The organism is Streptomyces sp. NPDC006997 (assembly GCF_040635175.1).
Classification (GTDB): Bacteria; Actinomycetota; Actinomycetes; order Streptomycetales; family Streptomycetaceae; genus Streptomyces.
Genome location: NZ_JBEYHH010000013.1, coordinates 47,344 through 68,246, shown reverse-complemented (window position 1 = coordinate 68,246; position 20,903 = coordinate 47,344). Strand labels below are relative to the sequence as shown.

At 74.0% G+C, this 20,903-nt stretch carries 25 protein-coding genes; 15 read left to right on the top strand and 10 right to left on the bottom strand.

Annotation, left to right across the window (positions count from 1 at the left end; all coding sequences use genetic code 11):
• Positions 1 to 126 precede the first annotated feature (126 nt).
• Complete coding sequence (locus ABZ659_RS15250; RefSeq protein ID WP_360218783.1) at positions 127 to 591, top strand: hypothetical protein; 465 nt, start codon at positions 127 to 129, stop codon at positions 589 to 591.
• Between the two features lie 18 nt (positions 592 to 609).
• Here the strand turns inward: ABZ659_RS15250 and ABZ659_RS15245 are convergent, their stop codons facing one another.
• A complete protein-coding gene (locus ABZ659_RS15245) occupies positions 610 to 804 on the bottom strand; it encodes a hypothetical protein (RefSeq protein WP_360218780.1) in 195 nt (64 codons plus the stop codon).
• Positions 805 to 909: 105 nt separating this feature from the next.
• On the opposite strand from ABZ659_RS15245, the gene ABZ659_RS15240 reads away from it, so the two are divergent.
• Positions 910 to 1,689 (top strand): class I SAM-dependent methyltransferase, encoded by a 780-nt coding sequence (locus ABZ659_RS15240; RefSeq protein WP_360218777.1) that lies wholly within the window; start codon positions 910 to 912, stop codon positions 1,687 to 1,689.
• Between the two features lie 4 nt (positions 1,690 to 1,693).
• Here ABZ659_RS15240 and ABZ659_RS15235 read toward each other — a convergent pair whose 3' ends face one another.
• Positions 1,694 to 2,095, bottom strand: coding sequence for a VOC family protein (locus ABZ659_RS15235; protein WP_360218774.1), 402 nt, complete (start codon positions 2,093 to 2,095; stop codon positions 1,694 to 1,696).
• 88 nt (positions 2,096 to 2,183) lie between these two features.
• On the opposite strand from ABZ659_RS15235, the gene ABZ659_RS15230 reads away from it, so the two are divergent.
• The 5 genes from ABZ659_RS15230 to ABZ659_RS15210 all read left to right on the top strand — a co-directional run bounded on the left by ABZ659_RS15230 (position 2,184) and on the right by ABZ659_RS15210 (position 7,140).
• Positions 2,184 to 2,567 (top strand): VOC family protein, encoded by a 384-nt coding sequence (locus tag ABZ659_RS15230; protein WP_360218771.1) that lies wholly within the window; start codon positions 2,184 to 2,186, stop codon positions 2,565 to 2,567.
• Positions 2,568 to 2,680: 113 nt separating this feature from the next.
• Entirely contained in the window at positions 2,681 to 3,805 is a 1,125-nt protein-coding gene (locus ABZ659_RS15225; protein WP_360218768.1) for a sulfite oxidase, read from the top strand.
• A 32-nt stretch (positions 3,806 to 3,837) separates the two neighbouring features.
• A complete protein-coding gene (locus ABZ659_RS15220) occupies positions 3,838 to 4,284 on the top strand; it encodes a helix-turn-helix transcriptional regulator (protein ID WP_360218765.1) in 447 nt (148 codons plus the stop codon).
• 10 nt (positions 4,285 to 4,294) lie between these two features.
• A complete protein-coding gene (locus tag ABZ659_RS15215; RefSeq protein ID WP_360218762.1) occupies positions 4,295 to 4,705 on the top strand; it encodes a VOC family protein in 411 nt (136 codons plus the stop codon).
• 65 nt (positions 4,706 to 4,770) lie between these two features.
• On the top strand, positions 4,771 to 7,140 hold the full coding sequence (locus ABZ659_RS15210; RefSeq protein WP_360218760.1) for an excinuclease ABC subunit UvrA: 2,370 nt from the start codon (positions 4,771 to 4,773) through the stop codon (positions 7,138 to 7,140).
• Positions 7,141 to 7,213: 73 nt separating this feature from the next.
• Here ABZ659_RS15210 and ABZ659_RS15205 read toward each other — a convergent pair whose 3' ends face one another.
• Positions 7,214 to 7,675 carry a hypothetical protein gene (locus tag ABZ659_RS15205; RefSeq protein ID WP_360218758.1) on the bottom strand — a complete coding sequence of 154 codons (462 nt, stop codon included), beginning with the start codon at positions 7,673 to 7,675 and terminating at the stop codon, positions 7,214 to 7,216.
• Between the two features lie 63 nt (positions 7,676 to 7,738).
• Positions 7,739 to 8,101 carry a DUF4180 domain-containing protein gene (locus tag ABZ659_RS15200; RefSeq protein ID WP_360218756.1) on the bottom strand — a complete coding sequence of 121 codons (363 nt, stop codon included), beginning with the start codon at positions 8,099 to 8,101 and terminating at the stop codon, positions 7,739 to 7,741.
• A 75-nt stretch (positions 8,102 to 8,176) separates the two neighbouring features.
• Between ABZ659_RS15200 and ABZ659_RS15195 the strand changes: the two genes are divergently transcribed.
• The 3 genes from ABZ659_RS15195 to ABZ659_RS15185 all read left to right on the top strand — a co-directional run bounded on the left by ABZ659_RS15195 (position 8,177) and on the right by ABZ659_RS15185 (position 10,545).
• The gene (locus ABZ659_RS15195; protein ID WP_360218753.1) at positions 8,177 to 8,866 is read left to right on the top strand and encodes a helix-turn-helix domain-containing protein; all 690 of its coding nucleotides are present in this window, start codon (positions 8,177 to 8,179) and stop codon (positions 8,864 to 8,866) included.
• 31 nt (positions 8,867 to 8,897) lie between these two features.
• On the top strand, positions 8,898 to 9,401 hold the full coding sequence (locus ABZ659_RS15190) for a DUF3291 domain-containing protein (protein WP_360218750.1): 504 nt from the start codon (positions 8,898 to 8,900) through the stop codon (positions 9,399 to 9,401).
• Between the two features lie 64 nt (positions 9,402 to 9,465).
• Entirely contained in the window at positions 9,466 to 10,545 is a 1,080-nt protein-coding gene (locus tag ABZ659_RS15185; protein ID WP_360218747.1) for a serine hydrolase domain-containing protein, read from the top strand.
• Here the strand turns inward: ABZ659_RS15185 and ABZ659_RS15180 are convergent, their stop codons facing one another.
• Positions 10,546 to 11,235, bottom strand: coding sequence for an adenosylcobinamide amidohydrolase (locus tag ABZ659_RS15180; protein ID WP_360218744.1), 690 nt, complete (start codon positions 11,233 to 11,235; stop codon positions 10,546 to 10,548).
• A 158-nt stretch (positions 11,236 to 11,393) separates the two neighbouring features.
• On the opposite strand from ABZ659_RS15180, the gene rpmG reads away from it, so the two are divergent.
• A complete protein-coding gene (rpmG, locus tag ABZ659_RS15175; RefSeq protein WP_210919441.1) occupies positions 11,394 to 11,558 on the top strand; it encodes a 50S ribosomal protein L33 in 165 nt (54 codons plus the stop codon).
• A gap of 60 nt (positions 11,559 to 11,618) precedes the next feature.
• Here the strand turns inward: rpmG and ABZ659_RS15170 are convergent, their stop codons facing one another.
• A complete protein-coding gene (locus ABZ659_RS15170; RefSeq protein WP_360218740.1) occupies positions 11,619 to 11,918 on the bottom strand; it encodes a transglycosylase family protein in 300 nt (99 codons plus the stop codon).
• Positions 11,919 to 12,234: 316 nt separating this feature from the next.
• Here ABZ659_RS15170 and ABZ659_RS15165 point away from each other — a divergent pair, with 316 nt between their 5' ends.
• On the top strand, positions 12,235 to 13,110 hold the full coding sequence (locus ABZ659_RS15165) for an SGNH/GDSL hydrolase family protein (RefSeq protein WP_360218737.1): 876 nt from the start codon (positions 12,235 to 12,237) through the stop codon (positions 13,108 to 13,110).
• 4 nt (positions 13,111 to 13,114) lie between these two features.
• Here the strand turns inward: ABZ659_RS15165 and ABZ659_RS15160 are convergent, their stop codons facing one another.
• Positions 13,115 to 13,435, bottom strand: a complete 321-nt coding sequence (locus ABZ659_RS15160; RefSeq protein ID WP_360218734.1) for a hypothetical protein — start codon at positions 13,433 to 13,435, stop codon at positions 13,115 to 13,117.
• A gap of 136 nt (positions 13,436 to 13,571) precedes the next feature.
• Positions 13,572 to 14,912, bottom strand: coding sequence for a M28 family metallopeptidase (locus ABZ659_RS15155; protein ID WP_360218731.1), 1,341 nt, complete (start codon positions 14,910 to 14,912; stop codon positions 13,572 to 13,574).
• A gap of 266 nt (positions 14,913 to 15,178) precedes the next feature.
• Here ABZ659_RS15155 and ABZ659_RS15150 point away from each other — a divergent pair, with 266 nt between their 5' ends.
• Positions 15,179 to 15,913: a type 1 glutamine amidotransferase gene (locus ABZ659_RS15150; protein WP_360218728.1), complete on the top strand. Its 735-nt coding sequence runs from the start codon at positions 15,179 to 15,181 to the stop codon at positions 15,911 to 15,913.
• Between the two features lie 29 nt (positions 15,914 to 15,942).
• A complete protein-coding gene (locus ABZ659_RS15145; RefSeq protein WP_360218725.1) occupies positions 15,943 to 16,518 on the top strand; it encodes a PadR family transcriptional regulator in 576 nt (191 codons plus the stop codon).
• A 4-nt stretch (positions 16,519 to 16,522) separates the two neighbouring features.
• On the opposite strand, the gene ABZ659_RS15140 is transcribed toward ABZ659_RS15145, so the two are convergent.
• Positions 16,523 to 17,917 carry a diacylglycerol kinase family protein gene (locus ABZ659_RS15140; protein ID WP_360218722.1) on the bottom strand — a complete coding sequence of 465 codons (1,395 nt, stop codon included), beginning with the start codon at positions 17,915 to 17,917 and terminating at the stop codon, positions 16,523 to 16,525.
• 152 nt (positions 17,918 to 18,069) lie between these two features.
• Positions 18,070 to 19,581, bottom strand: coding sequence for an MFS transporter (locus tag ABZ659_RS15135; protein WP_360218719.1), 1,512 nt, complete (start codon positions 19,579 to 19,581; stop codon positions 18,070 to 18,072).
• Positions 19,582 to 19,783: 202 nt separating this feature from the next.
• Here ABZ659_RS15135 and ABZ659_RS15130 point away from each other — a divergent pair, with 202 nt between their 5' ends.
• A complete protein-coding gene (locus tag ABZ659_RS15130) occupies positions 19,784 to 20,764 on the top strand; it encodes an alpha/beta hydrolase (RefSeq protein ID WP_360218716.1) in 981 nt (326 codons plus the stop codon).
• The last annotated feature ends 139 nt before the right edge of the window (positions 20,765 to 20,903 follow it).

Here is a 20,903-nt window from a genome sequence, read left to right as displayed (position 1 = left end):
GCAAAGAGAAGGTAAAGCCGCGTGGGGAGGGGAGGGCAGGTGTCCCGCGCACCCCGGTGAACCGGATGCCGTGTGGCCCCCGTAGTGCGGTGGGCACCCGGGGGGCCGGTACGTGAGGAGGACAGGGTGCACTTGAAGACCGGACGCGCCGTCGAGGGCTGGGCGGGCCGTCTGTCCTGGTACGGGCTGCTCGCCGTCGCCGCCGCGGCGGTCGCGGCGGGTTCCGTCGGGTGGTCGGCGGACGGCGCCTACCGCGTCGCTGCCGGGCGGGTCTGCCGGTCGGCGCTGCCGCCCGGACTGGAACTGTCCTGCGGCGCCGACGGGTTCGGCGACCTGCGCCGGGTGTGCTCCGGGGGCGGTGCGTGCACCCGCACCACGGCGGTCACGGTACGCAACGACGGCACGTCCGCCGTGTACGTGAGCGTGGTCAGCGGCCCCCGGCAGGGCGTCCGCGAGCAGGGCGCGGACCACCTCGTCCGCTCCGGCGACACGGTCGTCCTCCGCCCCGGCCGGGCGGAGTACCTGTTCGACATCACCCTGCGCGCGGCCCGCTCCGGACCGGCGGTCCTGGCCGTGGTCCGCGTCCGGTGACCGGCCCCGCCCCGTGTCTCAGGTGATCGTCTCGCCGTCGTGGAGTCCGCCCACGCAGCGCTGGGTGAACGAGTCGGTGCCGCCCTCGACCGCCGAGACGATGATCACGCCGCCGCCCTGGACGCAGTCGTTCGCGGAGACGGCGGCGGCCCGGGCGGGACCGGCGGACAGCGCCAGCACGGTCAGCGCCGCGGCCAGGGCCGGGTGCACCACGTTCAGGGGGACCTCTCCGTGTCCTGGGCACCAGTGCGTTTCCAGCGTCACCCGAGTCACGGAGGGCCGCTAGTCGACCGCCCGCCGCCCGGCTAGCGTGACGGGATGGACCAGAGCCGACAGCCCGCCCACGCCTCCTCGTTCGGCGCCGCCGCGGTCGCCTACGCCGAGCACCGCCCGGACTACGCGCGCGCCGCGGTGCGCTGGGCGCTGGAGTCCGCGCCCGGACCCCGGGTGCTCGACCTCGGCGCGGGCACCGGCAAGCTGACCGGCACGCTGCTCGCCCTCGGCGCCGACGTCACCGCGGTCGAGCCCGACCCGGCGATGCGGGCCGAACTGCGCCGCGCCCTGCCGGACGTCCCCGCCCTGGCGGGCGGCGCGGAGGCGATCCCGCTGCCGGACGCCAGCGTCGACGCCGTGCTCGCGGGCAACGCCCTGCACTGGTTCGACATGGCCGCCGCGGGACCGGAGATCGCCCGCGTCCTCGCGCCGGGCGGCGTCCTGGCCGGGCTGTGGAACCTCCTGGACGACGGGACGGAGTGGGTCGCCGAGCTCGCCCGGGTCGCCACCGGGGCGGCCGTCGGCCCCCGGGACACCCCGGCGAGCTGGCGTGCGGAGACGGCCGGTGCGCATCTGCCCGGGACCGGCGGGACCGCCTGGTTCGAGGCGCCGGAGCAGGCCGAGTTCCCGCACGTCCAGCGCCGTACCGCCGACTCCCTCGTGGCGACCCTCGCGACCCGCGCGGGCGTGCTGGTCATGCCGGAGCGGGACCGTCAGGCCCTGCTGGACCGGATCCGCGCGTTCCTCGCCAGCAGACCGGAGACGGCGCACGGCGAGTTCACGCTCCCGATGCTGACCGGAGTGCTGCGCGTCCGGCGCAGCTGAGCCGTCACGTCGGCTCCCGGGTCCGGGGCACGACGAGGCAGAACTCGTTGCCCTCGGGATCGGCGAGGACGACGTGGTCGGCGTGCCGGGCCTGAACGGCCGCGCCGAGAGCGGTCAGACGGCGGATCTCCGCCTCCGGGTCCGCCGCGCGCAGGTCCAGGTGCACGCGGTTCTTCGCGGCCCTGGCCTCCGGCACGCGCTGGAACCACAGCCGGGGTCCGCCGTCCGCGCACTCGACGAGCACCGTGGGGTCGTCTTCCGTACGGGTGATCCCGAGGGAGCGCAGCCGGGCCAGCTCCGCGTCGTCGTAGGGGGCGACGCCGTAGCCGTCCAGGGCGGCGGCCCAGAAGCGGGCCAGGGACGCGGGGTGGGCGCAGTCGAAGACGATGTCGTGGAGGTGTGCCATCGGCCCATGGTGGCCGCGCGGAAGGGACGCCGTCAGCGGGTGCGGCGCGGGTGATCGTTTCGGTGGGCGTCTCCCTACACTGGCGGGCATGGCATGTCGCATCAGTGAACTCGTCATCGACGCCGCCGATCCCGAGCGGCTCGCCCTCTTCTGGAGTGAGGTCCTCGGCTACGTCGAAGTGGGCCGTGAGGACGACGGGAGCATCGAGATCGGGCCGCCCGGCGTCGGTTTCGGGGGCCCTCAGCCCACGCTCATCCTCAGCCCCAGCACCGACCCGCGGCCCGCCAAGCTCCGGCTGCACATCGACGTCAACCCCACCGACCGCGACCAGGACGCCGAGTTGGAGCGGCTGCTCGCCCTCGGCGCCCGGCCCGCCGACGTCGGCCAGGACGGCACCGAGAACTGGCATGTGCTCACCGACCCCGAGGGCAACGAGTTCTGCCTCCTGCACGCCCGGATCGCGCCCGTGTGACGGCGCCCCGCGCACCGGGGAGGCATCCCCAGGCCGACCGCACGATCGTCGGGGACGTCTTCGACCTCACCTGCGCATGGGGCACGGCGGGGCGTGCGGAGAATAATGGACGCATGACGCGCCGACTCACCGACATCAGTGCCCCCGCCCGGCTGGCCCACGACGGCGAGGGCCTGGGGCAGGACGAACTGGCGCTCGCCGCGCGCAACCACGGCCTGCCCCTGGAGGCGCTGCGCTACGACGTCACCCCGCCCGGCCTGCACTACGTCCTCACGCACTACGACATCCCGCACGTGCGGGACGCCGACGCCGACGACTGGCACCTGACGGTGGACGGCCGGGTACGGCGTGCCCTCAGCCTCTCCCCCGAGCGGCTGCGCGCCTTCCCCGCCGTCACCACGCGCGTGACGATGGAGTGCGCGGGCAACGGCAGGGCCCTGCTCACCCCGCGCCCGGTCAGCCAGCCCTGGCTGGTCGAGGCGGTCGGCACGGCGGAGTGGACGGGGGTGCCGCTGCGGCTGCTCCTGGAAGAGGCCGGGGTCGCCCCCGACGCCGTCGACGTCGTGTTCACCGGCGCGGACCACGGCGTGGAGCGCGGGGTCGAGCAGGACTACCAGCGCGCCCTGCCGCTGGACGCCGCCACCGGGGACGACCCGGAGGTGCTGGTCGCCTACGCCATGAACGGCGCGCCCCTGCCGCCCCAGCACGGCCGTCCGCTGCGGCTGGTGACGCCGGGCTGGTACGGGATGGCGCACGTGAAGTGGCTGCGCGCGATCACCGTCGTGGACGAGCCGTTCACCGGGTTCCAGCAGTCCGTCGCCTACCGGCTGCGGCAGACGCCGCGGGACCCGGGCGAGCCGGTCACGCGGATCGCTCCCCGGGCGCTGGTCGTGCCGCCCGGCTTCCCCGACTTCATGTCCCGGACCCGGGTGGTCGCCCCCGGACCCGTGCCGCTGGAGGGGCGGGCCTGGTCCGGCCGGGCGCCCCTGGCGGCGGTGGAGGTCAGCACCGACGGCGGCACGACCTGGCACCCGGCGGAGCTCGAACCCGACCACGGCCACCGGTGGGCCTGGCGGCGCTGGACGTACGCCTGGACCGCCGTCCCCGGCGAGCACGTGCTGAGCGCGCGGGCCCGCGACGAGGCCGGGAACGAGCAGCCGCTGGAGCAGCCCTGGAACCGCGGCGGGTTCGCCAACAACCTCGTCCAGCGGGTACCGGTGCTCTGCCCGGCCCCGTGAGCCGCTGACCGCCGTATGGCACGATCGGGCAGATGACCAGCGACACCGCCACGACCCGGCACCACCTGCGGGACCTCGCGCTGCTGCGGCGGGTCCGGGACCGGATCGACCGGGAGTACGCGCAGCCGCTGGACGTCACGGCGCTGGCGCGGGGCGTGAACATGTCGGCCGGGCACCTGAGCCGCCAGTTCCGGCTCGCGTACGGCGAGTCGCCCTACGCCTACCTCATGACGCGGCGGGTCGAGCGCGCGATGGCGCTGCTGCGCCGCGGGGACCTCAGCGTCACCGAGGTCTGCTTCGCGGTGGGGTGCGCGTCGCTCGGCACCTTCAGCACCCGGTTCACGGAGCTGGTCGGGATGCCGCCGAGCACCTACCGGCGGCTCGCGGCGAGCGCGACGGCTGGGCTGCCGTCGTGCGTGGCGAAGCAGGTCACGAGGCCGGTCAGGAATCGAGAAGCACCGGTCGGCCGCGCGCACTAGCGTGGCCGCCATGACCGTCACGATTCACTCGGCCTTCCTCCCGCACGACGACCCCGACGCCGCGCTGGCGTTCTACCGCGACGCCCTCGGCTTCGAGGTGCGCAACGACGTCGGCTACGGCGGGATGCGCTGGATCACCGTCGGCCCGCCCGACCAGCCCGGCACCTCCCTCGTGCTGACGCCCCCGGCCGCCGACCCCGGGGTCACCGAGGACGAGCGCCGCACCGTCGCCGAGATGATGGCCAAGGGCACCTTCGCGGGCATCGTGCTGGCCACCGCCGACCTCGACGGCACCTTCGAGCGGGTGGAGGCCAGCGGCGCGGAGGTCATGCAGGAGCCCGCCGAGCAGCCGTACGGGGTGCGCGACTGCGCCTTCCGCGATCCCGCGGGCAACATGGTCCGGATCCAGGAAGTGCGCTGAGCGGCGCCGCTGACGACGACCACGAGAACGGACGGGCCCGCACACAGATGGAGACGAAGAAGAGCATGAGCACGGACACGCCGCACGCCGCCGACAGCCACGAGATGATCCGCGTGCACGGCGCGCGCGTGAACAACCTCAAGGACGTCAGCGTCGAGATACCCAAACGCAGACTCACGGTGTTCACCGGGGTCTCCGGTTCGGGCAAGAGCTCGCTGGTGTTCGACACGATCGCCGCGGAGTCGCAGCGGCTGATCAACGAGACGTACAGCGCCTTCCTGCAGGGGTTCATGCCGACGCTGGCCCGGCCCGAGGTCGACGTGCTCGACGGGCTGACCACCGCGATCGCCGTGGACCAGCAGCGGATGGGGTCCGACCCGCGCTCCACCGTCGGCACCGCCACCGACGCCAACGCGATGCTGCGCATCCTGTTCAGCAGGCTCGGCACCCCGCACATCGGCCCGCCCGGCGCGTTCTCGTTCAACGTCGCCTCCGTCTCCGCGAGCGGCGGGTTCACCGTCGACCGGGGCGCCGAGAAGACCAGGACGGAGAAGGTGACGTTCAGCCGCACCGGCGGCATGTGCGTGCACTGCGAGGGCCGGGGCACGGTCTCCGACATCGACCTCGCCCAGCTCTTCGACGACTCCAAGTCGCTCGCCGAGGACCCGTTCACCATCCCCACCTACACCGGGGACGGCTGGGTCGTGCGGGTCATCAAGGAGTCCGGCTTCTTCGACGTGGCCAAGCCGATCCGCGCGTACACCAAGAAGGAGCGCTTCGACTTCCTGTACCGCGAGCCGACCAAGGTGAAGATCAACGGCATCAACCTCACCTACGAGGGGCTGATCCCGAAGATCCAGAAGACGTTCCTGGCCAAGGACCGGGAGTCGATGCAGCCGCACATCCGGGCGTTCGTGGACCGGGCGGTCACCTTCGCCCGGTGCCCCGAGTGCGGCGGCACCCGGCTCACCGAGCTGGCGCGGTCCTCACGGATCGGGGACGTGAACATCGCCGACGCGTGCGCGATGGAGATCCGCGACCTCGCCGAGTGGGTCCGGGGCATCACGGAGCCGTCGGTGGCGCCGCTGCTGGCCGCGCTCCAGCACGCGCTGGACTCGTTCGTGGAGATCGGCCTCGGCTACCTCTCGCTGGAGCGGCCCTCGGGCACGCTGTCCGGCGGTGAGGCGCAGCGCGTGAAGATGATCCGCCACCTGGGGTCCTCGCTCACCGATGTCACGTACGTCTTCGACGAGCCGACGATCGGTCTGCACCCGCACGACATCCAGCGGATGAACGACCTGCTGCTGCGGCTGCGGGACAAGGGCAACACGGTCCTCGTCGTGGAGCACAAGCCGGAGATGATCGCGATCGCCGACCATGTCGTGGACCTCGGTCCGGGCGCGGGCACGGCGGGCGGCACGGTCTGCTTCGAGGGCACGGTGGCGGGGCTGCGGGCCAGCGACACCGTCACCGGCCGCCACCTCGACGACCGGGCGACGCTGAAGAAGTCGGTACGGCGGCCCAGCGGGGCGCTGAAGATCCGCGGCGCGTCGGCGAACAACCTGCGGGACGTCGACGTGGACGTGCCGCTCGGGGTGCTCACCGTGGTCACCGGGGTCGCCGGGTCCGGCAAGAGTTCGCTGATCCACGGGTCGATCCCGGCGAGCGAGGGCGTCGTCTCGGTGGACCAGACACCGATCCGCGGCTCGCGGCGCAGCAACCCGGCGACGTACACGGGGCTCCTCGACCCGATCCGCAAGGCGTTCGCCAAGGCCAACGGCGTCAAGCCCGCCCTGTTCAGCGCCAACTCCGAGGGCGCCTGCCCGACCTGCAACGGCGCCGGGGTGATCTACACCGACCTCGGGATGATGGCCGGGACCTCCACCACCTGCGAGGAGTGCGACGGCAAGCGGTTCGAGGCGTCGGTCCTCGAACACCGCTTCGGCGGGCGGGACATCAGCGAGGTGCTGGCGATGCCGGTGACCGAGGCGGAGGAGTTCTTCGGCACCGGCGAGGCGCGCACCCCCGCCGCCCACCGGATCCTCCAGCGCCTGGCGGACGTCGGGCTCGGCTACCTCACCCTCGGCCAGCCGCTGACCACCCTCTCCGGCGGCGAGCGCCAGCGCCTGAAGCTCGCCACGCACATGGCCGACAAGGGCGGCGTGTACGTCCTCGACGAGCCGACCGCGGGCCTCCACCTCGCCGACGTCGAGCAGTTGCTCGGCCTCCTCGACCGGCTCGTGGACTCCGGCAAGTCGGTGATCGTCGTCGAGCACCACCAGGCCGTCATGGCCCACGCCGACTGGATCATCGACCTCGGCCCCGGCGCGGGCCACGACGGCGGCCGGATCGTCTTCGAGGGCACCCCGGCCGACCTCGTCGCCGCCCGGTCGACCCTCACGGGGGAGCATCTGGCGGCGTACGTCGGGGGGTGAGAGGGGGGACGTCGGTGCAGTGACGGGGACCCGGTCCACCGCGCCGGCGTCTGCCGACAGCCGTGTCGGCCCGTCAGCCCGCTGACGGGCCCTCGGCCGCGTCCCCGTCCTCGCGTTCGCGTTCGTGTTCGTGTTCGCGTTCGCGTTCGCGCTCACCTTCGCTTTCGCGTTCGGCCAGCAGCCGGGCCAGTTGCTGGCCCTCCGTGAACGCCCGGTCCTCGGGATCGTCGTCGTCGAGCCGGTCCTCGGCGTCGAGGGTGTCCAGGTGTTCCGCGTGGAGACCGGCCGGGTTCTGCCACACCGGGTCGGAGCACCGCCAGACGTCCACCGCGCCCGCCAGGTCGCCGCGCTCCGCCAGCAGTTCGGCCAGGCGCCGGGTCGTGGGCGACTCGTCGCCGTAGGCCCGCGCCCAGACCCGCAAGGCCTCCTCGTCGTCGCCCCGCCGGGCGAGCAGCTCCCCCAGCCTGCCCGCCGCGTCGCGGTCACCGGCGTCGGCGCGGGTCCGCAGTTCCGCGAGCTGGTTCGCGTCCTCCACTGGCGGTCACCCCTCAGGCCGAGCGCGGCTCCCCGGCGATTCTCGCGGACCGCGGGGCCGCTGTCAGCCCCGCAGGCGTTCCGCCAGCCGCTCCCGGTCCGCGAGGAACCAGAGCTGGCGCCCGCCGTTGCTCTCCCGGACGAAGTCCGCCAGCGCCGAACTCGCGCCCACCTGCCGGGAGATGTCGCCGAGGACCACCAGCCCCACGCCGTACTGGGCGAACTTCTGGACGATGTCCCCCGCGACGCGCGTCCGCAGGTGGAAGAAGTCGTCACCGAACCGCCGGGCGGGGACGACGACCCACCGGGCCCCGAGATAGCCCGCGTCGCCGATCAGGTCCACGGCGTCGCGCTCGCTCACGATGGCCGGGCCGTCGGCCGCGCACATCAGCACCGGGACGTCGTGGATCTTCTCCAGGGAGGTCATCGCGCCAGGTTACTGGCGCCCCCGGACACCCTTCTATCGACAATTCACGTTGTTCCTAGAACCTACAATGGCCGGGTGGAGGACATCGACGCGATCGCGGCACTGCAGGATCCGGTACGGCGCCGCCTGTACGAGTACGTGGCGGCGCAGGGCCGCGAGGTCGGCCGGAACGAGGCCGCCGAGGCGGCCGGGGTGGCGCGCACCCTCGCCGCGCACCACCTGGACCGGCTGACCGAGGCCGGACTGCTGGAGAGCGGCAGCCGCCGGCTGACCGGCCGCTCGGGACCGGGGGCGGGCCGCCCCGCCAAGGTGTACACGCGGGCGCGGACCGAGCGCTCGGTGTCGCTGCCCGCCCGCGACTACCGCACCGCCGCCGAACTGCTCGCCGAGGCCGCCGAGGAGGCCGGTCTCGACGCCGGGCTCCGCAGGGCCGCGCACCGCCGGGGCTCGGCCCTGCGGAGTGCCACGACACCCTGCGGCGACCTCGACGAGGCCGTGGCGGTGCTCGCCGCCCGCGGCTACGAACCCTGCCTGGAAGACGCCGAGGGGGCGTCCGCGCGGGTCGTGCGGATGCGCAACTGCCCCTTCCACACCGTCGCCGAGCGCTTCCCGCCCCTCGTCTGCGGGATGAACCTCGCCCTGCTGGAGGGGCTGCTCGGCACGGACGGTCCGCTGCGCGCCCGGATGGACGCCCGGCCCGGAGAGTGCTGCGTGGTGGTCGAGGACGCCGGTGCGGGACCGGACTCTAAAAACAATGTCGATTGACATAGAAAAGACGGGGTGCTGGGATGTGGCCATGACCTCAGCCACGTCCTCCCCCGCGCACGCCCGCCACCTCGCCCAACTCAACGTCGCCACCCTGCGCTTCCCCCTCGACGACCCGCGCATGGCGCCCTTCGTCGAGCTGCTCGACCCGGTCAACTCCGAGGCCGACGCGGCGCCCGGGTTCGTCTGGCGGCTCGTCGAGGACGGGGCGGCCGACGCCACCGGGCTGCGTCCGGCGGGTGAGCATGTCATCGTCAACATGTCGGTGTGGGAGAGCCAGGAGGCCTTGTGGGACTTCACCTACCGCAGCGGGCACCTGGAGGTGGTGCGGCGGCGGCGCGAGTGGTTCGAGCGGCACGTCGAGGCGCACGCGGTGCTCTGGTGGGTCCCCGCCGGTCACCTCCCGACCGTCGCGGAGGCCCTGGAGCGGCTCGCGGACCTGCGGACGCACGGGCCGTCCCCGCGCGCGTTCACCTTCTCCTCCCCCTACACCGCGGAGGAGTCGGCGGGGGTGCGGGGAGACCTCGTCTCGTAGGCCGGTGGTCTCCCGGGCAGTCCCCGACCGGTCCCGCCCCGACCGACCCAGGACGGTGCCCACGATGACCTCACTCCAGCGGAAGGTCCAGGCCGTCCTCGACGAACTCGTGGACAGCGGAGCCGAGACCGGCCTGCAGGTCGCCGTCCACCACCACGGGGCGCTCGTCGTGGACGCCGTCGCGGACGGCCGCACCGGAGGCGGGCTGGCCCCGGGGACACCGGTCTTCAGCTTCTCCACCGGCAAGGCCATGACGTCCCTGATCGCCCACCTGCTCGTCGGGACCTGCGTGGTGGGGTACGACACCACGGTGGTCGACGTGTGGCCGGAGTTCGGCACCCGTGGCAAGGAGGGCGCGACCCTGCGGCACGTGCTGACGCACGCGGTCGGCCTCCCGGCGATGCCGCACGGCATCGTCCCCGCCGACCTGGCCGACTGGTCGCGGGTCTGCGACGCGCTCGCCGACGCCGAACCGCGGTGGCGGCCCGGGACGGCGACCGGGTACCACTCGTTCACCTACGGCTTCCTCGTCGGCGAGATCGCCCGCCGGGTCACGGGCAAGCCGATGCGGCGGCTCCTGCGGGAGTGGGTCGCCGTACCCCTGGGCCTCGACGGGGAGCTGTACTTCGGGGTGCCCGAGGGCGACCTGCCCCGGCTGGCGCGGCTGGAGGACGCCGCGGTGCCCCAGGCCGCCCCGCCTGACACCGACGCCGTCCTCGCACCCTGGGAGGCGGGGCCGAGCGCGGCCCTGGGCAACAGCCCCGCGATCCTGTCGGCGGACATCCCGTCGGTCGGCACCTTCACCGCGCGGGGCATGGCCGCGATGAACGCCGCGGTCCTCGACGGTCGGCTCGTCGACGCGGGCCAGCTACGGGAGTTGACGGCGGTCGCCTTCGAGGGGACCGACCAGGTCTTCGGCAACTCCGCGCGGCTGGCCCTGGGCGCCCCGCTCGGCCGCCTCGGCACCCGGCCGGAGGAGACGCCCACCACGTTCGGCTGGGTCGGGGGCGGCGGCAGCTACGTCTACGCCGACACCGCCACCGGTACGTCCTTCGCCCTGACCAAGACCCGCCTCACCCCGCACTTCGGCACCGCGCAACGGCTCGCGGACCTGGTCGCCGACCACCTGGGAGACGGGTCCTAGTCAGCCGACGGGCGGCAGGGCGGTGCGTACGGCACCGTGCACCGCGCGGGCCAGCCGAGCGCCCCACAGGGAGCGGGGGCCCGCGAACTGCTGGGTCTCCGTGCCGGGGGTGCCGGGGACGGGGGCCGCGACACACACGGCGTCGGTGGGGGTGCCCGAGCAGTCCAGGCCCGCGTCGAGGAGCGCCTGCACCTTGGCCTCGGTGGCGGTGGCCACCGCGTTGACCAGGGCGGCGTCCGTGAGCGGCACCGGGAGGGCGACGACGATGTTGATCGTGCCGGGCGCGACGGGGGCGGCCGTACCCGCCGCGTCGGAGGCGGCCCAGCCGCGGACGTTCACCCCGGCGGTGACGACGGCCTCGACCCCGCCGTCCCGCGCCCGGCCATACGCCGACACGTCGGCCGCCGTCATCAGGCCGACGCCCGCCGAGCGCAGGCCGAGGCCGGTCGCCAGCTCCGCGAGGTGCCGGTCGGGGTCGGTACGCCGGTAGCCGTGCGCGACCTGGGCGTTCAGCACCCAGGCGCGCTCACCGATGCCGCCGCCCAGCACGGCGTTGCTGATCATGCGGTGGCCGGGCCCCGGCGACCAGACCAGGGCGTGCAGTTCCTCGCCGTCCTCCCGGCGGGACAGGCACCGCACGGACAGCGGGCCGCCGGGCGCCGAGCGGGGCGGGGGGACAAGCGCGGTCAACGGGCGGGGCTCCTTCGCGGGCGGGGACCCGGTGATCGTACGCGGGCCCGGCGGTGGGCCGGGAATGCGGCGGGGGCGGTCCGCGTTGGGGAGGACATGGCTGGCATGAACGGGTCAGAGAACCGTCGAGCCCGTGGTGCCGGTGGAAGGAGGAACCCATGGCCCGCAGTACCGTGCGCCCCGTCGTCACCCTGAGGTCGACGGCCGGGACCGGGGTCACCTACGTGACCCGGAAGAACCGGCTGAACGACCCCGACCGGCTGGTCCTGCGCAAGTACGACCCCGTGGCCGGGACGCACGTCCCGTTCCGCGAGACCCGCTGACCCACCGGTCGGCTCCACGAGGGGCCCGGCGCCGCACACCGCGGTGCCGGGCCCCTCGTGTCACGAGCAGCCCCAGGCCCCCATGCCCTGGATCCGGGCCAGCCGTTTGGCGATGGCGATCTGCTGTCTGCGGGTGGCCAGGTCCGCGCGGGGCGCGAACCGGAGACCCCCGGCCGCGATCCAGCTGGACGTCTTGAACTGGAGGCCGCCGTAGTAGCCGTTGCCGGTGTTGGCCTTCCAGTTGCCGCCGGACTCGCAGGCGGCGATGGCGTCCCAGTCGGGACGGAGGACGGTGGACGACTGCGCGGTGGCGCCCGTGGTGGTGGTGAGCGTCACGGCGACGGCCAGCGCCGCCAGCACGGTCCGCGGACCACGGCGGGCCCGGACACCGGGACGCGCTACACGTTCATCTTTCGACACGATCATCACACCGGGAATGTGGCACAAGCCGCCCACCCCACCCCCGCAACGACGGGGCGCGACACACCCGGACCACCCCGACGGCGCAACGGCCCGGCACCTCCCGGGCGAGGGTTCCACCGCTCCCCGCCGTAAGAACTTGCGTCAGCAACATTGACGTCCAGCGGAACCCCCCGCACATTACCTACCAGTAGTACCTCCCGGTAACCCCTGCTCCGAGCCGCCGTCACGCCCGTCCAGGAGAAAGCGTCCGCCGATGAACGTCTTCCGCCGTGTCATGCTCGCGTCAATTACTGCGCTGAGCGCCGCGACCCTCGGCCTCACCGCCCCCGCCGCGCACGCCGCGCACGCCGCCGAGCCGCTCGACTACGTCGCCCTCGGCGACAGTTACAGCGCGGGCAGCGGAGTGCTGCCCGTGGACCTCAGCTCGCCGCTGTGTCTGCGGTCCCTGGCGAACTACCCCCACGTCATCGCCTCCCGGACCGGCGCCCAGCTGACCGACGTCACCTGCGGCGCCGCGCAGACCAAGCACTTCACCGAGGCCCAGTACCCGGGTGTGCCCCCGCAGGTCGCGGCGCTCGACGCGGACACGGAGCTGGTGACGCTGACGATCGGCGGCAACGACAACGGCACCTTCATCAACGCCCTGACCGCCTGCGGCACCGCGGGACTGCTCAGCGGCGGCCAGGGCAGCCCGTGCAAGGACAAGCACGGCAGCACCTTCGAGGACCAGATCGAGCAGAACACCTACCCCGCGCTCAAGGCCGCCCTGCGGAGCCTCAGGGCCAAGGCGCCGGGCGCCCGGGTGGCGGCGCTGGGCTACCCGTGGATCATGCCCGCGACGCCCGACCCGTCCTGCTTCGCCAAGCTGCCGGTCGCCTCCGGTGACGTGGCCTACCTGCGCGGCATCCAGGCCCACCTGAACGCCGTCGTCGAGCGGGCCGCCCGGGAGACGGGGGCCGTCTTCGTGGACTTCGCGCAGGTGTCCGAGGGCCATGACGCCTGCAAGCCCCTCGGCACCCGATGGATCGAGCCGCTGCTCTTCGGCACCAACCTCGTGCCCGTCCACCCCAACGCCCTCGGTGAGTCACGGATGGCGCAGCACACCCTCGGCACCCTCGGGCTCGGCTGACCGCTCACGCCGCCCGCACCACCACCGTCGGCTGCCGGGCCGCGGCCGACCCGGTCGCGGCCCGGACCCGGTAGGTCGTCTTGGCGGGGTCGACCAGCGGCTCGCCGAGCACGATCCGGCGCGCGGCGTACAGCTCGTCGCAGACGTCGGTGGGCAGGGCGGCGTAGCAGGCGCCCTGCCCACCGGGGCCCGACGGCCGCCAGTAGCCGTATCTGCGGCGGCCACCCTCGTGGACGGTGACGAAGACCGGCGTCCCGGAGTCGGAGACGATGCGCAGGACGTCGGTGGCGGTGCGGCTGACCGGGGCTGAGGAGCGGGGGTTCACCAGCGGCCTTTCCACGAGATTCCACGAGACTTCGAGACCGCCTACCCGGTCCGGCCGGAGTTGATCTCGCTTGCCCGCAGTCTCCACCATGCCACTGACAACGGGCCGCTCCCCGGGCCGCGGCGCTGACCTTCCGTCAGAAGGTCAGCCTCCAGCTGTCGATGTAGCCCGTGTCCTGCGCCGCGACGTCCTGCACCCGCAGCCGCCACGTGCCGTTCGCCGCCTCGCTCGACGCGTCCACGGTGTACGTGGCGACGACGTTGTCCGCCGAGTCGGAACCGCTGGAGTTCTTCAGCCGGTAGGCGGTGCCGTCCGGGGCCAGCAGGTCGACGACCAGGTCACCGCGCCAGGTGTGCTTGATGTCCACGCCGACCCGGAGCGCGGCGGGGGCGTTGCCGGTGCGGCCGGAGACCGTCAGGGACGAGGTCACCGCGGCGCCGTTGTCGGGGATGGCGACGTCGGTGGTGGTCTCGTAGACCTCGCCGGGCGGCACCGGGTCGACGGTTCCCAGGGTCCACACGGCGTGCGCGAGGGCGTCGCTGTTGCGGTCCAGGGCGGTGTCGTTGATGTTGGCGGTGGTGTCGCAGGAGGAGTGGTAGCAGCGGTCGAACGCCTGCCCCGCCGTGCCGCCCCACTTGCTGGCCTGCGCCGACGTCTTGGTGCGGCTGGCGCCGGTGAACAGGCCGCCGACGGGTATGCCGACGTTCTTGAAGGACGCGTGGTCGGAGCGGCCGTCGCCCTCGGTCTCTATCTCGGTGGGCACGCCGATGCCGGCGTACCAGTCCTTGAAGACCTTCTCGATCGCCGGGTCGTCGTCGTAGACGAAGTAGCCGGGGTTCGGGGAGCCGACCATGTCCAGGTTGATGTACCCGGAGATCCGCGCGCGCTCGGCGGTCGGGAGGTTGTTGACGTAGTACTTCGAGCCGACGAGCCCGAGTTCCTCGGCGCCCCACCAGGCGAAGCGGAGGTGCTTGGTGGGCTGGAGCTGGGCGCGGGAGACGGCGAGCGCGGTCTCCAGTACGGCGGCGGAGCCCGAGCCGTTGTCGTTGATGCCCGCGCCGGAGGTGACCGAGTCGAGGTGCGCGCCGGCCATCAGGACCTGGTCGGGGTCGCCGCCGGGCCAGTCGGCGACGAGGTTGTAGCCGGTGCTGCCGGAGGAGGTGAACTGCTGGACCGTGGTGGTGAACCCGGCCGCGTCCAGCTTGGCCTTCACGTAGTCGATGGAGGCCCGGTAACCGGTGCGGCCGTGGGCGCGGTTGCCGCCGTTGGCGTTGGCGATCGACTGGAACTGGGCGAGGTGCGCCTTGACGCCCGCGAGCGGGATGTCCGGCGCCGCGAGGACCGCGGGGGCGGCGGCGCGCCCGGGGGCGGCGGCGGACGCGGCCGGGACGGCCAGCAGGCCCGCGAGGGCGACCGCGGCGACGGCGGTCACGCGTCTGGAGACGGTCCGGGACGGTCTGGAGGTGGAGGAAGTCATGTGGGGGGTCCGCACTTTCTCGTCGGTGGGGATCTCGGACGGTGCCTGGTTCGGTGGTGCCAGAGCGGTGCGAGTGCCGTGCGCGCGCCAACGGCCCGATGGGTGGGGGCCGTTGCGCGCTGGTGCGGAAGTGCGCGCCTGATGTTCAGCCACATACCAACGGACGGTCAAGAGCTGTATCCGGTCACGACCGTCCGCTGAGCGGACACCTGCCGGTGTGACGCACGCGGTTGCCCCCGGCGGCCGGGCTCTGATGATCTGGGCGCATGGCTGATACGACGATGAACGTGCTGCTGGTGCGCAACTCCTCCGGCAGCGGCCCCGGCCGCCTCGCGCCCTGGCTGCGCGAGGCGGGGCTGGCCGTGACGGAGCTGCCCGGCGGGTCGGCGCCGGACAGCCCGGCCGGTTTCGCCGCCGTGGTGCTGCTGGGCGGCGGCTTCCTGCCCGACGCGGACGCGCACGCGCCGTGGCTGCCCGCGCAGCGCGCCCTCGCCCGGCGGTGCGCCGCGGACGGGGTGCCGTTGCTCGGCGTCTGCCTCGGCGCGCAGGTGCTGGCGCTGGCCACCGGCGGCGCGGTGACCGGCGCGCACGGTCGGCCCGAACGCGGCTCCCACACCGTCGTACGGCGTCCCGAGGCGGCGGGCGATCCGCTGCTGGCCGGGCTTCCTGAGGCGTTCCCGGTGATCCAGAACCACCGGGACCAGATCACCGCGCTGCCGCCCGGCGCCGTCCACCTGGCACAGAGCGCGGACTGCCCGGTGCAGGCGTTCCGGGTGGGGGCGCGGGCCTGGGGCGTGCAGTTCCACCCGGAGGTCGGGGCGGAGCGGCTCGCGGACTGGGACGAGGCCGCGCTGGCCGACGCGGGGCTGGACCTGGCGGCGCTGCGGACGGCGGCGCTGGCGGCGGAGCCGGACGCGCGCCGGGCGGCGCGGCGGCTGGTGGCCAACTTCGCCGCCGTGGTCCGGGAGGCCGTCCAGCCGGTCGCAGGTCAGCGGCGGTGAGAGGGCGGCGCGGTGTTAATTTGTGAGCCATGGCTCTGCGCAACGCGGTGATGGCCGCTCTTCTGGAGGGCGAGGCGTCCGGTTACGACCTCGCGAAGGGGTTCGGGGCCTCGGTCGCCAACTTCTGGATGGCCACCCCCCAGCAGATCTACCGGGAGCTGGAGCGCATGGCGGCCGACGGACTCGTCTCCGCGCGGCTCGTGCGGCAGGAACGGCGGCCCGACAAGCGGCTCTTCTCCCTCACCGACGCCGGGCTCGCCGCCGTGCGCGCCTACGTCGCGGAGGTCCCGACGAAGCCGACGGCGCTGCGGGACGAGCTGATGGTGAAGGTGCAGTGCGCCGACGTCGCGGACGTCGGCGCCGTACGGGAGGCGATCACCGAGCGGGTGGCGTGGGCCACGGCGAAGCTGGCCCGTTTCGAGCGTATGCGGGAGCGGCTGCTGGCCGGGCGCGGCGAGGACGAGTTCTTCGCCACCGCCGAGCGCGTCGGCCCCTACCTCACGCTCCAGGCCGGTATCGCGTTCGCGCGGGAGAACCTGCGGTGGGGCGAGATGGCCCTGGAACGGCTGGAACAGCGCGCCGGGGCGGCCGACCCGACGGGGTGAGGCGCTACATCGTGGTCGGCGGCAGGGTGGCCGTCGGCGGGTCCGGCGGGCCGTGCCGTCCCGGGGAACGGCCGGGCGCGGCCGTCCGGCCCACCGCCGCCGCGAGTTTGCGCAGGCGGCGCCAGTCGAGGCGGGGCGCCGGGTCGGGGACGCCGGGCCGGTCGCGGGGGACGCGGACGCGCAGGGCCCGGCGTTCGACGCGGCAGCGGACGGGGGCGGGCAGGGTCACGGGCTCGCCGTCGAGCCCGGCCTCCACCTCGGGCGCGTCGGCGTACACGATCACGTCGTGGGAGGTGGTGGTCGCGAACCCGCTCGGGTCGAGGAGGAGTTCGGCGGCGTCCACGGCGCTGTCGACGCGTACCGTGACGACGCCGAGCCGTCCGGTGTCCAGGCGGGCCCGGCGGCCGAAGCCGAACGGGTCGTCCATGCGGTAGGGGTTGTTGCTGACCAGGACGGCGTGCGGATCGCTGAACGTGGTGCGGCCGACCCGGGCCGTCAGCCGCGGGCCGTGCTCGCGGGACAGCAGGTCGGGCAGCAGCTCCAGCGCCGTACCGACCTTGTCGGCGCGGTAGCCGGGGCTCTGCACCACCGCCCCGTACACGCCGAACGAGGCGTTGTTGACGAAGGGGCGGTCACCGGCGAAGCACAGGTCGACGCGGACCTCGACGCCGTCGGTGAGGGCGTCCAGGCAGGCGGCGGGGTCGTCGCGGTCCAGGCCGAGGTCCATCGCGAAGTGGTTGCGGGTACCGGCGGAGATCACCAGGAACGGCAGCCCGTGCTCGGCGGCGACCGCGGCGACCAGTGCCTGGGTGCCGTCGCCGCCGCCGACGCCGAGCAGGTCGGCGCCGTCGGCCACGGCGGCGCGGGCCAGCTCGGTCACGTCCTGCGGCTTGTCGGGGTCGAGCAGGACGACGCGGGCGCCGAGCCGTTCGGCCTTCTCGCGCAGCGCGAACCGTTCCACCTTGCCGCCGCCGGAGAGCGGGTTGAGCAGCACGAAGGGGCGGCGCGGCGGCGGGACGCGGTACTCCCTGGCGCGGCTGCGGCGCAGGCCGGTGGTGCGCAGCGCGTACCGGCCGCTCCACACCGCCGCCGACCACAGCAGGGCGGAGAGGAGGACGGCCCACAGCAGGTTGGCGCGGTCGAAGAGGACGATCACGGTGACGGGCGTGCACAGGGCCACGGTCGCGGCGGCCAGGCGCACGGGGCCGCGGCGGGAGAGCGTCCACCACAGCGCGGCGAAGGTGACGGCGAGTCCGGCGACGCCCAGCAGGAGCAGCAGCAGGCCCGCGACGCCGCCCTCGACCAGCGGCAGCAGGACCGCCGCGGCGGCGGCCGTCAGCGACGTCCGGGCCGCCCAGGCCTGACGACGGTGCGCCCGCACCCTGACCACCGGTGTCACCTGTCTCCCCTCCACCCCCGCCGGGCCGTCCCGGCGGGACCGCTTTCCGGAGAACCTTCCCCGAATGCGCCGGGTCAGCCCACCGGGGCGCGCGGCTTAGGGGTCCTTTCACTGTGAGCGTGCGACCCGGACGGGGATCGGGAAAGGACCCCTTAGCCGTGCCCGGCGTGCACGGGGCTGTGCGACAGGTCCTCGGGGCGGGAGCGGCCGGTGCCCCTGCGGTGTCGGCGCCAGTCCCGTACCGCGAGGACGAACGCGGCCAGCACCGGCAGGACGCCGCAGAGGACGGCGACCGTGACCGCCGTCCGGTAGTGGTCCTCGTGCTCGGCGAGGACCAGGTAGAACAGTCCCGGCAGCGCGGCCGTGCCCACGGCGCCGCCGAGGCGCTGCCCGGTCTGGAGCGCGCCGCCCGCGGCCCCCGCCATCCGCACCGGCACCTCGCGCAGCGACATGGTGACGTTCGGGGAGATGACGCAGCCGCTGCCGACGCCGCCGAGGAAGAGGGCGGGCGCGGCCAGCCAGGTCGCGAGGTCGGCGGGCGCCCGGTGCAGGATCAGCGCGGTGCCGCCGAGCCCGGCGACGACGGCGGCGAGGCCGCACACCGTCAGCAGCCGCCCCAGCCGCTCCACCAGGCGTCCGGCCACGAACGCGGCCAGCGCCGAACCGGCCGCGAACGGCGTCACCGCGAGCCCGGAGCGCAGCGGCGAGTACCCGAGGCCGTTCTGGAAGAAGAGGGCGAAGACGAGCCACACCCCGCTGAACCCCACGAAGTACAGGGTGGCGATGGCGGCGCCGGTGGCGTAGCCGCGCGCCTCGGTGAGCAGCCGGGGGTCGAGCAGCGGCTGTCCCTCGCGGGCGGCGACCGCGCGCTCCCAGCGGGCGAAGACCGCGAGCAGCGCGAGGCCGACGAGGAACAGCCACCACACGGTGCGCACCCCACCGGACTCCGCGAGCACCAGCGGCAGCATGAGCGCGAGGACGCCGGTGCCGAGCAGGGCGACGCCGGGCAGGTCGAGCCGCTGGCCCCCGGCCGGGCGGGTGCGGGGCAGCAGGCGCAGGCCGAGGACGAGGGCGACCACGCCGACCGGGACGTTGACGTAGAAGATCCAGCGCCAGCCCTCGGGACCGCTGGCGAGGGCCAGGATGAGTCCGCCGGTGACGGGGCCGACGGCGCTGGAGATGCCGACGGTGGCGCCGAACAGGCCGAAGGCCCGGCCGCGCTCGCCGCCGCGGAACATCTGCTGGATGAGGGCGGAGTTCTGCGGGGCCAGGAAACCGGCGCAGACGCCCTGCGCGATCCGCGCGGCGATGAGCGCGCCGATGCCGGGGGCGGCGCCCGCCACCGCGCTGCACACCACGAACCCGCCGAGCGCCAACAGGAAGATACGGCGCCTGCCGAGCGCGTCGCCGAGGCGCCCGGCGGTGACGAGGACCAGCGCGAAGGCGAGGGCGTAGCCGGAGACGACCCACTGGATGGCGGGCGCGGAGGCGCCCAGGTCCTGCTGCATGGTGGGCAGGGCGACGGCGACGATGGTGACGTCGAGCAGGCTCATGAACCCGGCCACCAGGGTCACCCAGAGCGCCTTCCAGCGCCGGGGGTCCGTGCCGTCCTGCGGCTGTCCGGGCCCGCGGTCCGCGCCCCGCGGCGGTGTCCGTGATCGCACCGCGACTCCTCACTCTCGGCCGCCGAAGCGGTGTGGGCCGTACCGGGCACCAGTTCCACGGAGTACCACCGAACCCCACCCGTACGCCGGGCTCCCTGGTCCGTCCGCCGGACGCGTTTTGCCGGATCGGCAAAACGGTTCGGTCCGGTTCTCGGCCCGCCCGCATGATCGACGGGAGCAGACCGACGTACTCGGAGGACTCATGCAGGCGCACGTCAAGGATTTCACCCACCGGCTGGTTCCCTCACCAGCGGGCAGGATCCATCTGGTGGAGCAGGGCACCGGTCCGCTGGTGCTGCTGGTGCACGGTTTCCCGGAGGGCTGGTACTCCTGGCGCCACCAGCTGCCCGCGCTGGCCGCGGCCGGATACCGCGCGGTCGCCGTCGACGTCCGCGGCTACGGACGATCCTCCCGCCCCGCGGACCCGGCCGCCTACCGGATGCGCGACCTGGTGGACGACAACGCCCAGGTCGTCCGCGCGCTGGGCGAGGAGTCGGCGGTGGTCGTCGGCCACGACTGGGGCGCGAACATCGCCGCGAACTCGGCGCTGCTGCGCCCGGACGTGTTCCGCGCGGTGGGGCTGCTGAGCGTCCCGTACACCCCGCGCGGCGGGCCACGGCCGAGTGAGGTCTTCGGCCGGATGGGTGGCCCGGAGGAGTTCTACGTCTCCTACTTCCAGGAGCCGGGGCGGGCGGAGGCGGAGATCGAGCCCGACGTGCGCGGCTGGCTCGCCGGGTTCTACGCCGCCCTGTCCGGCGACACCAAGCCCGCGCCGGGCGCGCCCGACCCGCACTTCGTGAGCCCAGGCGGCACGCTGCGGGACCGGTTCCCGGACGGACCGGCGCCCGCCTGGCTCGGCGCGGACGACCTGGACGCGTACGCGGATGAGTTCGAGCGGACCGGTCTGACGGGGGCGCTGAACCGGTACCGGAACATGGACCGCGACTGGGAGGACCTGGCCGACCTGGACGGCGCCCCGATCACCCAGCCGTCGCTGTTCGCCGGGGGGCTGCTCGACGCGTCCACCACCTGGCTGAAGGACGCCATCGACGCCTTCCCCGCCACCCTGCCGGGTCTGGTCTCCTCGCATCTGCTGGAGGGCTGCGGCCACTGGATCCAGCAGGAGCGTCCCGACGACGTCAACCGACTCCTGACCGACTGGCTGGCCGCGCTGCCCTCCTGACGCCCTGACGGGCCGGGCCGGACAGTTCTGTAGTTGGTATGGACCTGTCAGGCCGGGCCCGCTAAGCTGCGCACCAGCACCGTGAGAGCGCTCTCAACTGGCTGTTGTTCCACCCCCACACCGGGAACGACGAAGGGCG

What these genes read in the sequence shown, in the direction of transcription:
- ABZ659_RS15230 (WP_360218771.1), top strand. Translation starts at nt 2,184, where the DNA reads ATGGCATGTCGCATCAGTGAACTCGTCATCGACGCCGCCGATCCCGAG.
- ABZ659_RS15190 (WP_360218750.1), top strand. Translation starts at nt 8,898, where the DNA reads ATGACCTCAGCCACGTCCTCCCCCGCGCACGCCCGCCACCTCGCCCAA.
- ABZ659_RS15150 (WP_360218728.1), top strand. Translation starts at nt 15,179, where the DNA reads ATGGCTGATACGACGATGAACGTGCTGCTGGTGCGCAACTCCTCCGGC.
- ABZ659_RS15220 (WP_360218765.1), top strand. Translation starts at nt 3,838, where the DNA reads ATGACCAGCGACACCGCCACGACCCGGCACCACCTGCGGGACCTCGCG.
- ABZ659_RS15145 (WP_360218725.1), top strand. Translation starts at nt 15,943, where the DNA reads ATGGCTCTGCGCAACGCGGTGATGGCCGCTCTTCTGGAGGGCGAGGCG.
- ABZ659_RS15185 (WP_360218747.1), top strand. Translation starts at nt 9,466, where the DNA reads ATGACCTCACTCCAGCGGAAGGTCCAGGCCGTCCTCGACGAACTCGTG.
- ABZ659_RS15225 (WP_360218768.1), top strand. Translation starts at nt 2,681, where the DNA reads ATGACGCGCCGACTCACCGACATCAGTGCCCCCGCCCGGCTGGCCCAC.
- ABZ659_RS15155 (WP_360218731.1), bottom strand. Translation starts at nt 14,912, where the DNA reads ATGACTTCCTCCACCTCCAGACCGTCCCGGACCGTCTCCAGACGCGTG.
- ABZ659_RS15235 (WP_360218774.1), bottom strand. Translation starts at nt 2,095, where the DNA reads ATGGCACACCTCCACGACATCGTCTTCGACTGCGCCCACCCCGCGTCC.
- ABZ659_RS15130 (WP_360218716.1), top strand. Translation starts at nt 19,784, where the DNA reads ATGCAGGCGCACGTCAAGGATTTCACCCACCGGCTGGTTCCCTCACCA.
- ABZ659_RS15210 (WP_360218760.1), top strand. Translation starts at nt 4,771, where the DNA reads ATGAGCACGGACACGCCGCACGCCGCCGACAGCCACGAGATGATCCGC.
- ABZ659_RS15200 (WP_360218756.1), bottom strand. Translation starts at nt 8,101, where the DNA reads ATGACCTCCCTGGAGAAGATCCACGACGTCCCGGTGCTGATGTGCGCG.
- rpmG (WP_210919441.1), top strand. Translation starts at nt 11,394, where the DNA reads ATGGCCCGCAGTACCGTGCGCCCCGTCGTCACCCTGAGGTCGACGGCC.
- ABZ659_RS15165 (WP_360218737.1), top strand. Translation starts at nt 12,235, where the DNA reads ATGAACGTCTTCCGCCGTGTCATGCTCGCGTCAATTACTGCGCTGAGC.
- ABZ659_RS15215 (WP_360218762.1), top strand. Translation starts at nt 4,295, where the DNA reads ATGACCGTCACGATTCACTCGGCCTTCCTCCCGCACGACGACCCCGAC.
- ABZ659_RS15240 (WP_360218777.1), top strand. Translation starts at nt 910, where the DNA reads ATGGACCAGAGCCGACAGCCCGCCCACGCCTCCTCGTTCGGCGCCGCC.